The organism is Pseudomonas sp. BB438, assembly GCF_057180225.1.
Map to the genome: position 1 here is coordinate 3,173,202 of NZ_CM170001.1, position 11,446 is coordinate 3,184,647.

15 protein-coding genes are annotated in these 11,446 nt (G+C 66.2%); 11 read left to right on the plus strand and 4 right to left on the minus strand.

What is annotated here, in order from left to right; all coding sequences use genetic code 11:
- Nucleotides 1-2: 2 nt before the first annotated feature.
- The 5 genes from AC1ZV1_RS14580 (at nt 3) to AC1ZV1_RS14600 (ending at nt 3,335) form a co-directional block, all read left to right on the plus strand.
- Nucleotides 3-452, plus strand: coding sequence for a GNAT family N-acetyltransferase (locus AC1ZV1_RS14580; protein ID WP_484297377.1), 450 nt, complete (start codon nt 3-5; stop codon nt 450-452).
- On the plus strand, nt 446-760 hold the full coding sequence (locus tag AC1ZV1_RS14585) for a DUF2388 domain-containing protein (protein WP_484297378.1): 315 nt from the start codon (nt 446-448) through the stop codon (nt 758-760). Before AC1ZV1_RS14580 ends, AC1ZV1_RS14585 begins: the two co-directional genes overlap by 7 nt.
- Nucleotides 761-960: 200 nt before the next feature.
- Nucleotides 961-2,070, plus strand: coding sequence for an alkene reductase (locus tag AC1ZV1_RS14590; RefSeq protein ID WP_484297379.1), 1,110 nt, complete (start codon nt 961-963; stop codon nt 2,068-2,070).
- Nucleotides 2,071-2,106: 36 nt separating this feature from the next.
- Nucleotides 2,107-3,045 carry a cyclase family protein gene (locus AC1ZV1_RS14595; protein WP_484297380.1) on the plus strand — a complete coding sequence of 313 codons (939 nt, stop codon included), beginning with the start codon at nt 2,107-2,109 and terminating at the stop codon, nt 3,043-3,045.
- Nucleotides 3,045-3,335 carry a MoaF-related domain-containing protein gene (locus AC1ZV1_RS14600; protein ID WP_484297564.1) on the plus strand — a complete coding sequence of 97 codons (291 nt, stop codon included), beginning with the start codon at nt 3,045-3,047 and terminating at the stop codon, nt 3,333-3,335. Before AC1ZV1_RS14595 ends, AC1ZV1_RS14600 begins: the two co-directional genes overlap by 1 nt.
- Nucleotides 3,336-3,475: 140 nt before the next feature.
- Here the strand turns inward: AC1ZV1_RS14600 and AC1ZV1_RS14605 are convergent, their stop codons facing one another.
- Nucleotides 3,476-4,267, minus strand: a complete 792-nt coding sequence (locus AC1ZV1_RS14605; RefSeq protein WP_484297381.1) for an SDR family NAD(P)-dependent oxidoreductase — start codon at nt 4,265-4,267, stop codon at nt 3,476-3,478.
- Nucleotides 4,268-4,391: 124 nt separating this feature from the next.
- Here AC1ZV1_RS14605 and AC1ZV1_RS14610 point away from each other — a divergent pair, with 124 nt between their 5' ends.
- The 3 genes from AC1ZV1_RS14610 (at nt 4,392) to AC1ZV1_RS14620 (ending at nt 6,928) form a co-directional block, all read left to right on the plus strand.
- A complete protein-coding gene (locus AC1ZV1_RS14610; RefSeq protein WP_484297382.1) occupies nt 4,392-5,288 on the plus strand; it encodes a LysR substrate-binding domain-containing protein in 897 nt (298 codons plus the stop codon).
- A gap of 139 nt (nt 5,289-5,427) precedes the next feature.
- Nucleotides 5,428-6,438, plus strand: coding sequence for an aldo/keto reductase (locus AC1ZV1_RS14615; protein ID WP_484297383.1), 1,011 nt, complete (start codon nt 5,428-5,430; stop codon nt 6,436-6,438).
- Nucleotides 6,439-6,517: 79 nt separating this feature from the next.
- Nucleotides 6,518-6,928, plus strand: a complete 411-nt coding sequence (locus AC1ZV1_RS14620) for an SRPBCC family protein (protein ID WP_484297384.1) — start codon at nt 6,518-6,520, stop codon at nt 6,926-6,928.
- Nucleotides 6,929-6,996: 68 nt separating this feature from the next.
- Here AC1ZV1_RS14620 and AC1ZV1_RS14625 read toward each other — a convergent pair whose 3' ends face one another.
- A complete protein-coding gene (locus tag AC1ZV1_RS14625) occupies nt 6,997-7,401 on the minus strand; it encodes a hypothetical protein (RefSeq protein WP_484297385.1) in 405 nt (134 codons plus the stop codon).
- Nucleotides 7,402-7,638: 237 nt separating this feature from the next.
- On the opposite strand from AC1ZV1_RS14625, the gene AC1ZV1_RS14630 reads away from it, so the two are divergent.
- Entirely contained in the window at nt 7,639-9,588 is a 1,950-nt protein-coding gene (locus tag AC1ZV1_RS14630; RefSeq protein ID WP_484297386.1) for a hybrid sensor histidine kinase/response regulator, read from the plus strand.
- Between the two features lie 64 nt (nt 9,589-9,652).
- The gene (locus AC1ZV1_RS14635; RefSeq protein WP_484297387.1) at nt 9,653-9,793 is read left to right on the plus strand and encodes a hypothetical protein; all 141 of its coding nucleotides are present in this window, start codon (nt 9,653-9,655) and stop codon (nt 9,791-9,793) included.
- A 72-nt stretch (nt 9,794-9,865) separates the two neighbouring features.
- Here the strand turns inward: AC1ZV1_RS14635 and AC1ZV1_RS14640 are convergent, their stop codons facing one another.
- Nucleotides 9,866-10,477 (minus strand): Yip1 family protein, encoded by a 612-nt coding sequence (locus tag AC1ZV1_RS14640; RefSeq protein ID WP_484297388.1) that lies wholly within the window; start codon nt 10,475-10,477, stop codon nt 9,866-9,868.
- Nucleotides 10,478-10,504: 27 nt separating this feature from the next.
- Nucleotides 10,505-10,864: a hypothetical protein gene (locus AC1ZV1_RS14645; protein ID WP_484297389.1), complete on the minus strand. Its 360-nt coding sequence runs from the start codon at nt 10,862-10,864 to the stop codon at nt 10,505-10,507.
- Nucleotides 10,865-11,175: 311 nt separating this feature from the next.
- On the opposite strand from AC1ZV1_RS14645, the gene AC1ZV1_RS14650 reads away from it, so the two are divergent.
- A complete protein-coding gene (locus AC1ZV1_RS14650) occupies nt 11,176-11,394 on the plus strand; it encodes a PLDc N-terminal domain-containing protein (RefSeq protein ID WP_484297390.1) in 219 nt (72 codons plus the stop codon).
- Nucleotides 11,395-11,446 lie beyond the last annotated feature (52 nt).

Here is an 11,446-nt window from a genome sequence, read left to right on the forward strand (position 1 = left end):
CGATGCAGATCCGTGACTTTCGCGATGACGACATGGACCGGGTGCTGGATATCTGGCTGCGAGCGTCGCAGCAGGCCCACAACTTCATCGATACCGATTTCTGGCAGCAGCGCCTGCAGGACATGCGCGAGGTCTACCTGCCCGCTGCCGCGTCGCGCGTCGTCGAAAGCGACGGCTGCGTGATTGGCTTCTACAGCCTGCACGACGGCGCCCTGGCCGCGCTGTTCGTCGCCCCGGAATACCAGGGCAAGGGGCTGGGCTCGCACCTGCTGAGCGATGCCAAGATTCACCTGCCCATGCTGGAAACGGCCGTCTATTCGGCCAATTCCGGTGCGGTGGCGTTCTACCAGCGCCATGGGTTCGAGGTGCTGGAGGAACGCGAGGACGAACACACCGGGCATCCCGAGAAACGCATGGGCTGGACGGCGCGTCCGGCGATCTGCGGGTGCTGAAGCAGGGCGCTGCTGCGTGGCTGCTGGCGGCTGCCGGCCTCGCCAATGCCATGGATGGCAAGGGCAACTCCTCCGATCACTTCACCATCGGCACCAGCCTCGGTACGGCCGCGGTCAGCGGGTCCACCAGCCAGTCGCCGCGCGCTGCCTATCAAAAAGCCCGCGACGACGCGCTGGCCTATGTCGCTTCCGCCGGGCTGATCCATGGCGCGCAGTTGGAACAGGCGCTGCGCCTGTATCGCAACGAGCATCCGCAATCGCCCTTGAGCGACCTGCAAGTGGCCCAGGCGATCGCCAGCCAGGGCTGAAGGTTTCCTCACTTCGATAGAAGCAATCCAGCTTGCATTCGTGAGCTGGAGTCAAATGATTTTGCCGAAACGGCGTCTTAATCCCCGCCGGCAAAGGCCGCAGACTGCTTCCCACTCGAACGATCGAGTGGTTCGCAGCGCTGCGCCCACGCTCCTGCGGACTTCCCGATCGCGCCTTTTGCCGCTGAAGGAGTCCGGCCATGACCACCAACGCATCCCCGCTGTTCCAGTCCTATTCCCTGGGTGGCCTCGAGCTGCCCAACCGCATCGTCATGCCGCCGATGACCCGCTCCCGTGCCAGCCAGCCGGGCGACGTGCCCAATGAGCTGATGGCCGAGTACTACGCGCAGCGGGCCAGCGCTGGTCTGATCGTCAGCGAAGGCACCTGGATTTCCCCGCTGGGCAAGGGCTACGCCTGGACGCCAGGCATCCACACGCCGGCCCAGGTTGCCGGCTGGCGCAAGGTCACCCAGGCGGTACATGCCGCCGGCGGGCGCATCTTCGCCCAGCTCTGGCATGTGGGCCGGCTGAGCCATATCAGCCTGCTCGACGGCCAGTCGCCGGTGTCGTCCTCGGCGCTGCAGGCTGAAGGCGTCAACGTCTTCGTTGCCGAAAACGACGGGACGCCCGGCTTCGTCCAGGCCTCGAAACCCCGTGCGCTGAAGGTGGAAGAGATCCAGGCCATCGTCGACGAATACCGCCAGGCTGCGCGCAACGCCATGGCCGCCGGTTTCGACGGTGTCGAGCTGCACGCCGCCAACGGCTACCTGGTCAATCAGTTCATCGACTCCAACGCCAACGACCGCACCGACCAGTACGGTGGCTCGCTGGAGAACCGCCTGCGCTTCCTCGCTGAAGTCGCCCAGGCGCTGGTGGAAGGCACCGGCGACAAGAGCCGTGTCGGTATTCGCCTGGCGCCGCTGACCACCCTGAACGGCTGTTCCGATGCCGATCCGGAAACCACCTACCTGGCCGCCGCACGCTTGCTGGGCGAGATCGGCGTGGGCTACATCCACATCGCCGAAGCCGACTGGGATGACGCTCCGCACATGCCGCTGGCGTTCAAGCGCCGCCTGCGCGACGTGTTCCCCGGCGCGCTGATCTACGCCGGCAAGTACACCGCCGAACGTGCCATGCAAGCGTTGAACGAAGGCTGGGCAGACCTGATTGCCTTCGGCCGGCCCTTCGTCGCCAACCCCGACCTGCCCGAGCGCCTGCGCCTGGGCGCACCGCTCAACACGCACCAGCGCGAAACGCTGTTCGGCGGCGGCGCCCACGGCCTCACCGACTACCCGCGCCTGACCGCCTGAACCGCATCACGGCCTGAAAGAAACAGGAATTCGAACATGAAAGCCCTTGCGACATTCACCCTCGCCACCTTGCTGCCGCTGGCCATACAGACCGCCTCCGCCGCGGACTGGTACCCGTCCGTCTATGGCGCCAACGATGAGATCGGCGCGGCCAACCTGCTGACGCCTGAGGTGACCCGTCAGGCGGTGGAGCTGGTGAAGACCGGCAAGACCTATCCGCTGGCTGTGCCGGTGGACAAGAACCTGCCGGCCTTCCGCCATCGCAGCTTCCACCTCTACAACATCCAGCCGGGCGAGCAGGGCGGGCAATCGCTCGGGCCGAACAAGTTCACCTTCAACGATGAACTGGTGAACGCCTGGACCGGTGTCGGCACCCAGCTCAATGGCATCGGCCACATCGGCATCGACAACCGTTACTACAACGGCAATCGGGCCGCTGATTTCGTCACCGTCGAAGGCGTGAAGAAACTGGGCATCGAGAAGGTCCCGCCCTTCGTGACCCGTGGTGTGGTGCTGGACATGACCGCGCACTACGGCAAGGCCATCGTGCCCGGCGGCACCGAGTTCAGCGTCGCCGATATCCAGGCGGTACTGAAGCAGGAAGGCCTGACCCTGCGCACGGGCGACGTGGTGCTGTTCAACACCGGCTGGCTGGAGCTGATCGGCAAGGACAACAGGCAGTTCCTCGACGTCGAGCCCGGCATCGGCATGGAGGCGGCGAAGTGGCTGGCCGACCAGGGCATCGTCGCCTTCGGCGGTGACACCTGGGCCTCGGAGGTCTACCCGAACCCGCACGGCAAGGACGAGTTCCCGGTCAACCAGTACCTGCTGGCCAAGCGCGGCATCTACAACCTCGAACTGATCGACAGCCGCGCGCTGGTCCGCGACCAGGCCTGGGAATTCCTCTTCGTCCTCGGCCAGCCGCTGTACGTCGGTTCGACCCAGGTCAACATCAATCCGGTGGCGATCAAGTGATGATCACAGCCTCACGGCCGGCCTTTGCCGGCCGCAGCTTCCGCGTCGACTACGACGGCCTGTCCGCACACAACCACTACTCGGCGGATGCGTCGTGCATCCGCTACGCCATCGTCTCCGGCCCCTACGCCGGCGCCGAGGGTGTCTACGTGATCGCCTGGCAGGAAGCCGACGGCGCCACCGTGGTGCATGTCGACGACTTCGCCAACGGGCGCTCGCAGGCGTTCTTCACCGCCACGGAACTGAGCTTTCAGCGGATGCACGGGCCGCTGACGGCGAGCGACGCCTGATCCGTCGATGCACGCTCGGCAAAAGGCCGTCTCGGGAAGAGACGACCTTTTGCATGTCGGCAATTCCACTCGCGCGGTTGTTCTTCGAGCAATTTAAAACCCCGGCCAATGGGCCGGGGCTGGTTGCGACGCAGGCTGAATCAGATTGCCAGGCTGTCCACCACACCGCCATCCACCCGCAGCGCGGCGCCGGTGGTGGCGGAGGAGTAGGGCGAGGCGACGTAGGTCACCAGGGCGGCCACTTCGTCGACCTCGGCGACGCGCTGGATGATCGAACTGGGGCGTTCGCGGCGGACGAAGGCGTCGGCTTCCTCGCGGGCGCTGCGGCCGGACTGGCGCACGGCGTCGGCCACCAGGTTGGTCACGCCTTCGGTGAAGGTCGGGCCGGGGAGGATGGCGTTGACGGTGACGCCGGTGCCCGCCAGGCGCTTGGCCAGTCCGTGGGAAACGGCCAGGTTGGCGGCCTTGGTGACGCCGTAGTTGATCATCTGCGCGGGAATGGCCACGCCCGATTCCGAGGACAGGAAGATGACCCGGCCCCAGCCGCGCCTCACCATGCCGGGCGTGTAGTGACGGGCCAGGCGTACGCCGGAGAGCACGTTGATCTCGTAGAAGTCCAGCCATTCCTGGTCCTGGGTTTCGTAGAAATCGACGTCGTTGTAGATGCCCAGGTTGTTCACCAGGATGTCGGCGTGGGGTTCGGCGGCGAACAGCACGTCGGCACCGGCGGCATTGCCCAGGTCGGCAACCACGCCGCGGGCCTTGCCGTTGCTGGCACGGATGCCGGCTACGGCGTCGTCCACGGAGGCGGCATTGCGCCCGACAATGACGACGTCGGCACCGGAGGCCGCGAGCTGGCGGGCGATGCCCAGGCCGATGCCGCCGGTGGATCCGCTGATGATGGCGGTCTTGCCGCCGAGATCGATCTGCATGTCTTCAATCCTCATCCAGGGGGCGCGGAATACGCCGATGATCGTCTGGATATGGCGCCATGCTAGAAGCGGCCTGTAAGATCGTACATAACTTAATTCGACATACTTGAGTCCTTGAGGGTCTATGCTTGATCTCAGACAACTCCGTTATTTCGTCGCCGTGGCTGAAGTCGAGCACGTCGGCAAGGCGGCGGAAACACTGCACATTTCCCAGTCGCCGCTCAGTCGGCAGATCGCCCAACTGGAGGAGCGTCTCGGCCTGCAACTGTTCGAGCGCAGTCAGCAGCGCCTGCGCCTGACCTCCGATGGGCGCACTTTCCTGCACGAGGCCAAGGCACTGCTCAAGCACGCCGAGCGCCTGGAGTCCCTCGGCCGGCGCCTGGGCCGGGGCGAGACCGGCGGGCTGTGCATCGGCTACGTCAGCCATGCCATCCATGCCGGCGTGCTGCCCGAGGCGCTGCGCCATGTGCGCGAGGAGCGTCCGGGCATCCACATCGCGCTCTACAACCTCTCGGCCCAGGAGCAGTTCGAGGGATTGCGCCAGCGCAGCCTGGACATCGCCCTGGTCTGCGAGCCGCCGATGGAGGACGACCCGGACCTGCTCGCCGCGCCGGTGTTCGACGACCCGTTGCACCTTGCCTTGCCGTTGGGCCACCCGCTGGCGGACAAGCCACTGATCGAGCCGGCCGACCTTCATGAACAGGACTGGATCATGGTGGAAGGCCAGTTGCAGCCGAACCGCCGCGAACGCTTCCTGGCCAGCTGCGTGGCCGCCGGCTTCACCCCGCAGATCCGCCTGGAGGCCGCCGAGCCGCTGAGTGCCATCGGCCTGGTGTCGGCGGGCCTGGGGCTGGCGCTGATCCAGCAGAGCATCGGCGGCGAGCGCAACCCCAACGTGGTGCTGCGCGAACTGCCCTGGCTGGGGCAGAGCACCGGGCTGTGGGCGGCCTGGCATCGCGTCGACCTGCGACCGATCGTGGGGGACTTCCGGGAAATGGTGCTGGCGGGCGCCACCGTGTGAGAGACCGGCGGAACCGACTTGATGTTCGTAAAGGTCTCAAGTCGGTCGAATTATGACTTGGACGGTCTAGGTTGGGCGGGCATAGGATTGCCGCCACTGGAGTTCACAAGCGACTCCCCCCAACCCGGAGAACCCTCACATGAGTCTCAAGTCCCTGATCCCCACCCGCCTTGGTTTCGGTACCGCCCCGCTGGGCAACATGTTCCGCAACGTGCCCGCCGAGGAAGTGCAGGCCACCGTCGATGCTGCCTGGAACAATGGCGTGCGCTACTTCGACACTGCCCCGTTCTACGGCGCCGGCCTGTCCGAATCCCGCCTGGGCGCCGCCCTGGCCAACCGCCCGCGTGATGAATACGTCCTCAGCAGCAAGGTCGGCCGCATCATCCTCGACGAACTCGAAGACCCGGCCTCCCGCGAACTGGGCGAGAAGAGCGGCCTGTTCGAACACGGCAACCGCAACCGCATCGTCAACGACTACAGCGCCGACGCTACCCTGCGCTCCATCGAGGACAGCCTGAAGCGCCTGGGCACCGACCGCCTGGACATCGTCTGGATCCACGACATCGCCCAGGACTTCTACGGTGACGACTGGCTGACCCAGTTCGAGATCGCCCGCACCGGCGCCTTCCGTGTGCTCACCCGCCTGCGTGACGAAGGTGTGATCAAGGCCTGGGGCCTGGGTGTGAACCGCGTCGAACCCATCGAGCTGACCCTGGACCTGGACGAGCCGCGCCCCGATGGCTTCCTGCTCGCCGGCCGCTATTCGCTGCTCGACCATGAGCGCGCGCTGCAGCGCGTCATGCCGCAGGCGGTGGAGCAGGGCGTCGGCATCGTCGTCGGCGGCCCGTACAGCTCCGGCGTGACCGCCGGCGGCGAACACTTCGAGTACCAGAAGGCCAGCCCGGCCGTGCTCGCCAAGCTGGAGCGCATCCGCGCCGTGGCCCGCGCCCATGGCGTGGATGTGAAGGCTGCCGCGTTGCAGTTCGCCCTGGCCCATCCGGCCGTGGTCGCCGCAATTCCCGGCTCGACCCGTCCGCTCCACGCCAAGGAGGACCACGCTGCGCTCAGTGCCGTCATCCCGGCTGCGTTCTGGAGCGACCTGCGTGCCCAGGGCCTGATCAGCGCTGTGGCCCCCGTCCCGTCCGTTTGACCTCAGCCGCCGGGCCCAGCGTCCGGTGCATCTCAGCCCATCATCGAATCATTGGGGTGATTACCCCGGGAGAAACACCATGGCCAAGGCCAACGCTTTCATCGACCTCACTGCCGACATCGACCAGGTCTGGCAACTCATCGGCGGCTTCGACTCGCTGCCCGACTGGCTGCCGTTCATCCCGCAGAGCGCGCTCAGCGAGGGTGGCCGCGTACGCACCCTGAAGAGCGTCGCCGGCGAGACCATCATCGAGCGCCTGCTGGACTTCAACGAAGCCGAGCGCAGCTACAGCTACACCATCCTCCAGGGGCCGGCGCCGGTGCGCGACTATCAGTCGACCCTGCGCGTGCTGCCCGGTAGCGAAGGCGTGCGGGTGGAGTGGTTCGGCTCCTTCACCCCGGACGGCATCAGCGACGCCGAGGCCACTGCACTGTTCACCGGCATCTACGCCGATGGCCTGGCAGCGCTGAAGCAGAAGCTCGAAGGCTGATCACGAGGCAAAAAAAGCCCCTTGCCCGAACGATCGGGCAAGGGGCTTTGTCGTTCTGGCCGGGGGGCCTACCAGAAGCCCCCAGCGTGCCGGCTGGACGCGTAGTCCAGGTGAAGGGCGAAGGAACTCTGGAAGAACTCGAGCAAGCGGGTATCGAGCACCATCTCGTTGAGCGAGGCAAGGGAGCCGATCACCTGTTGCACATCGGCTTCGGTTTCGCCGCAGCGGTTTTCGTGGCACAGCCGTTGGGTCTGTGGGTCGGCGCTGATACGGCAGATGCATTCGGCATCATGGCAGGAGTTGCGCACTTTCAAGCTCAGTTCCGGGAGGTCGCGGCGGCCGTCCAACAGCTCCACGCTGCACTCCAGGCCGTGCTCGCGGGCGAACTCGCTGGCGCGGGCAAAGGCTGGCAGGGCTACCTCCACCAGGGCGTTCTGGTAGGCACTGGAGAAACTCTCTGGGTCGTCGCTCATCCGCGGTCTCCTTTGCAGGTTGCACGATGCCCGGCCGGTGGGCGGCAGGGGGTTGAATCATTGACCATGGATCACGCGGCTTTCGCGGAATACCGGGGGACTTTCCGCCGAACGGTGGAGAGTGACACGATAGCCGCCCACCTGCCGCCGGGACGCGAAACGCGCCGTCCGGCCGGCTGGGCTGCCACTTCAGTGTGCCTGTGCTTTGCTGAAATAGCCCCCAGGAGCCCCGAGCCCATGCCCGATACCATCGACAGCACCGCCCAACTTGTCGAAGACGCGCGCTATCGCCTGCTGGTCGAGGCTGTGACCGACTACGCCATCTACATGCTCGACCCCGATGGCCGTGTCAGCAGCTGGAGCTCCGGCGCGCAGCGCCTGAAGGGCTATGCCGCCGACGAGATTCTCGGCCAACATTTCTCGCGTTTCTATACGCCTGCCGACCGCGAGGCCGGGCTGCCCGAACTGGCGCTGGGCGAGGCGGCGCGGGTTGGTCGCTACGAGAGCGAAGGCTGGCGGCTGCACCGCGACGGCAGCTCGTTCTGGGCCCACGTGGTGATCGATGCCATCCGTAATACCGAGGGCGAACTGCTGGGTTTTGCCAAGATCACCCGCGACCGCACCGAACAGCACGAGACCGAGCAGGCTTTGCGGCGCAGCGAGCAGCATTTCCGCCTGCTGGTGAATGGTGTCACGGACTATGCACTGTACATGCTCGATCCCGAGGGCAATGTCACCAGCTGGAATTCGGGTGCCGAGCGGATCAAGGGCTATTGCCCGGAAGAGATCATCGGCCGCCGTTTCGACTGCTTCTACTGCGAGGAGGACCGTCTGGGCGGCATTCCCGAGGCCAGCCTGAGTACCGCGCTGGCCGAGGGACGCTATGAGGAAGAGCGTTTGCAGATGCGCAAGGACGGTTCGCGATTCTGGGCCAACATCGTCATCGACCCGGTATTCGACGACACGGGCAAGCTGCTGGGTTTTGCCAAGATCACCCGTGATATCACCGACAAGCGCCGTGCCCAGGAAGCGCTGGAGCGCGCCCGTGACGAACTGATCCAGTCGCAGAAAATGGAGTCTCTTGGCCAGCTCACCGGCGGTGTCGCCCATGACTTCAACAACCTGCTGACGGTGATCCTCGGCGGGCTGCAGTTGCTCGAACGCCAGCTGCCGAGGGACAACGAGAAGATCCAGACCATCTGGCGCAACGCCCTGGAGGCAACCCGGCGCGGTGCCCAGTTGACCCAGCGGATGCTGGCCTTCGCTCGCAAGCAGCGGCTGTTCCCGCAGCCGATCCAACTGCCGGCGCTGCTGCAGGACATGAGCGAGCTGCTGGTCAGCTCGCTGGGCCCGACCATCAGCCTGGAGACCCGCTTCCCGTTGCGGCTCGACTGCGTGATGAGCGACCAGAATCAGCTGGAACTGGCAATCATCAACCTTGCCACCAACGCCCGCGATGCCATGCCGGGCGGCGGCAGCATCACCTTCTCGGCGCGCAATGCGCAGGTCGGGCCGCGCCAGAGCGGCAAGCTGGCGCCGGGGGAGTACGTGTGCCTGGCCGTCACCGATTCGGGGCAGGGTATGGATGAAGACACCCTGCGCCGCGCCGCGGAGCCCTTCTTCACCACCAAGCCGACCGGCAAAGGCACCGGTCTGGGGCTGTCCATCGTTCACGGGCTGGCCGAGCAGCAAGGCGGCGCGCTGCTGTTGCACAGCACGCCGGGCCTGGGCACCACGGCCGAGATCTGGCTGCCGGCGGTGAAGCTGAAGGCCGAGCCAGAGGCTCCGGAGGATGCGCCTTCTCCCGTTGCGCCGGTGGAGCCGGCCGAGCCGCTGGGCCTTCGGGTTCTGGTGGTGGACGACGACGTGCTGGTGCTGGCTGGCACCAGCGCGCTGCTGGCGGATCTTGGCTGCCACGCCACACGGACCGACTCGCCGCGGGCGGCCCTGCAGTTGCTGGAGGAAGCGGATTTCGACCTGATGATCACCGACTTCGCCATGCCGGACATGGACGGCATGCTGCTCATCCAGCAGGTGCGCCAGTTCCGGCCGGCGTTGACCTGCGTGCTCACCACCGGTTACGCCGGGCGGCTGGACGCCCTGGCCGATTCGGTGCTGCGCCTGCCCAAGCCTTTCGACCGCGAGCAGTTGCTGGCGCTGCTGTTGCAGGTAAGGCGCGCCCTGTAGAAAAAACGAACCTCCGGGACGCTGGCGCGCCCAATGATGACCGCCGTCATCCCGGAGACTTGCCATGCACGCCCATCCCTACGCCCAGCAACCGCAGCCCCAGGAAGCGCCCCCGGACCGCGAGAGCCGGATACCCGAGGAATTTCCCGAGGAAGTGCCGATGCAACAGCCGCCCGAGGAGCCGGTGCCGCGACCGGAGCAGTGACCGCTACAGAGGCGCGCGTGCGCGGAGCGCATGCCTGCAGCCCGCGCCCTGCGCCGCTCAGGGCGCGGAGGACTATTCCTGCAGGTACTCGCCGGCTCCCGTCATCGTTTGCCCCCACATCTCCAGGAAGCCGAACGCCGTGGTCAGCAGGGCGAGGAATCCCAGGCCCAGGATGCAGCCGGCATAAAACGCCGCGCTGCGCTGAGTCAGGCGCATGTAGATCGGCAGGCCGATGAACAGCAACCAGCCGGAGTAGGCCGTGGCGGCGCCAGCGGCAAGGATCAGCAGCCAGCGCGAAGGCAGCAGCGCGGCGACACCGGCGAGCATCAGCGGCAATGCCACAGCGGTGGAGAACCCCATGCTGTGGTTGATGCTGGGCCGGGCATCAGTACGGAACAGCACCCAGCGCGTGAGGTAGGCGATGATCACGATGCCCGCGAGCAGGCCGACATAACACCAGAAGGCGAGCAGCGCGCCGCTGCCTGTACTGAGGAACTGGGTCTCACTGTTGCCCGGCAGGCGCCAGCCCACCTGGGTGGTACCGATGAACAGGCAAACGGCCGGAATCAGCGGCGTCAGCAGCCAGAACGGCAGGTACGCCGCCGGATGCTCGTCGGTGTTGTCGCGCAGTTCGCGCCAAGCCTGTTCGGGGTGCACGAAGAAATGGGTCAGGGGAAAAATCATGGCATCCTCCTCGGGCCTTGAGTGGGGTCAATGACGGCCGGATCGGTGGTCGGGGTGCAGGCCCTCGGTGACCTCGATCTCGATCAGCGAGCCGGGGTCTTCATTGCCCGGGTCGTTGATCTGCGCGCTCGCCAGTTCGGGATCATCGATGGCCGGATCGAGGTCGCCCTGGGGCATCAGGCCTTCGCCGCGATCGCGGCGATCGAGCAGCGGCAGCAGTTGCTCGTGGAACTCCTGTTGCTGGGCTTCCGAGAGCGCGGCAAATCCATGGTTGAGGATGTAGCGGGCGAGGATTTCCTGGCGGCTGTCCGCTTCCAGCGCACCGTCTTCGAGCAGGCGACGAAGGCCTTCCGAGCGTTCAACATCCTGATGATCATTCCAGCCCATCGTTTGTACCTCCCAGATCGGGTCGAGTGTGAGTGGTCAAGCGTGAGTGGCTCGGCGTGAGCACTGGCAGTGGGCGGCGCCTTTCGCGGCACCTGTGCGAAAGACCCGCCCCGGGCAACTGGTGTTCGATGCCAGGGACGAACGGTCCGCGCCTGCCGACTCACTGAAGCAGCGCGGCACGCTTGCGATCGCGGGGCACGAGCCGCTCCCGCAGACCGGCGCGTCGATCGAACGGATTGAACCTCGGGTCAACCGCAGGGCCTGCTGAGGACGGGGGCGCGCTCCGCCCCCAGCCGAAGAGGAGTCCCGTCATGTCCACGCTCGCGCTTGCCTCGTGGTTCTGGATCGCCGTGGCGATCATCATCGTGCTGCTGGACCTGTGGGCCATCGTCAGCATCTTTCGCAGCGACAAGGGGGTGAATGCCAAGGCCCTGTGGTCGCTGCTGATCGCCATCTTCCCGGTGGTCGGACTGGCGATCTGGGGCGTTGCCGGGCCTCGAGGTGTCGCCCAGGAGCCGCCGCTGGACTAGCCGCCAGGTTCCTGCAGCAGCACCCATCGCATTCCGGCATAGCCGGCATCGA

Bases quoted from the DNA above. Each gene is read 5' to 3' on its own strand.
- AC1ZV1_RS14605 (WP_484297381.1), bottom strand. From the start codon at position 4,267: ATGCAGATCGATCTCGGCGGCAAGACCGCCATCATCAGCGGATCCACC.
- AC1ZV1_RS14650 (WP_484297390.1), top strand. From the start codon at position 11,176: ATGTCCACGCTCGCGCTTGCCTCGTGGTTCTGGATCGCCGTGGCGATC.
- AC1ZV1_RS14635 (WP_484297387.1), top strand. From the start codon at position 9,653: ATGCACGCCCATCCCTACGCCCAGCAACCGCAGCCCCAGGAAGCGCCC.
- AC1ZV1_RS14590 (WP_484297379.1), top strand. From the start codon at position 961: ATGACCACCAACGCATCCCCGCTGTTCCAGTCCTATTCCCTGGGTGGC.
- AC1ZV1_RS14615 (WP_484297383.1), top strand. From the start codon at position 5,428: ATGAGTCTCAAGTCCCTGATCCCCACCCGCCTTGGTTTCGGTACCGCC.
- AC1ZV1_RS14645 (WP_484297389.1), bottom strand. From the start codon at position 10,864: ATGGGCTGGAATGATCATCAGGATGTTGAACGCTCGGAAGGCCTTCGT.
- AC1ZV1_RS14640 (WP_484297388.1), bottom strand. From the start codon at position 10,477: ATGATTTTTCCCCTGACCCATTTCTTCGTGCACCCCGAACAGGCTTGG.
- AC1ZV1_RS14595 (WP_484297380.1), top strand. From the start codon at position 2,107: ATGAAAGCCCTTGCGACATTCACCCTCGCCACCTTGCTGCCGCTGGCC.
- AC1ZV1_RS14625 (WP_484297385.1), bottom strand. From the start codon at position 7,401: ATGAGCGACGACCCAGAGAGTTTCTCCAGTGCCTACCAGAACGCCCTG.
- AC1ZV1_RS14610 (WP_484297382.1), top strand. From the start codon at position 4,392: ATGCTTGATCTCAGACAACTCCGTTATTTCGTCGCCGTGGCTGAAGTC.
- AC1ZV1_RS14600 (WP_484297564.1), top strand. From the start codon at position 3,045: ATGATCACAGCCTCACGGCCGGCCTTTGCCGGCCGCAGCTTCCGCGTC.
- AC1ZV1_RS14630 (WP_484297386.1), top strand. From the start codon at position 7,639: ATGCCCGATACCATCGACAGCACCGCCCAACTTGTCGAAGACGCGCGC.
- AC1ZV1_RS14580 (WP_484297377.1), top strand. From the start codon at position 3: ATGCAGATCCGTGACTTTCGCGATGACGACATGGACCGGGTGCTGGAT.
- AC1ZV1_RS14620 (WP_484297384.1), top strand. From the start codon at position 6,518: ATGGCCAAGGCCAACGCTTTCATCGACCTCACTGCCGACATCGACCAG.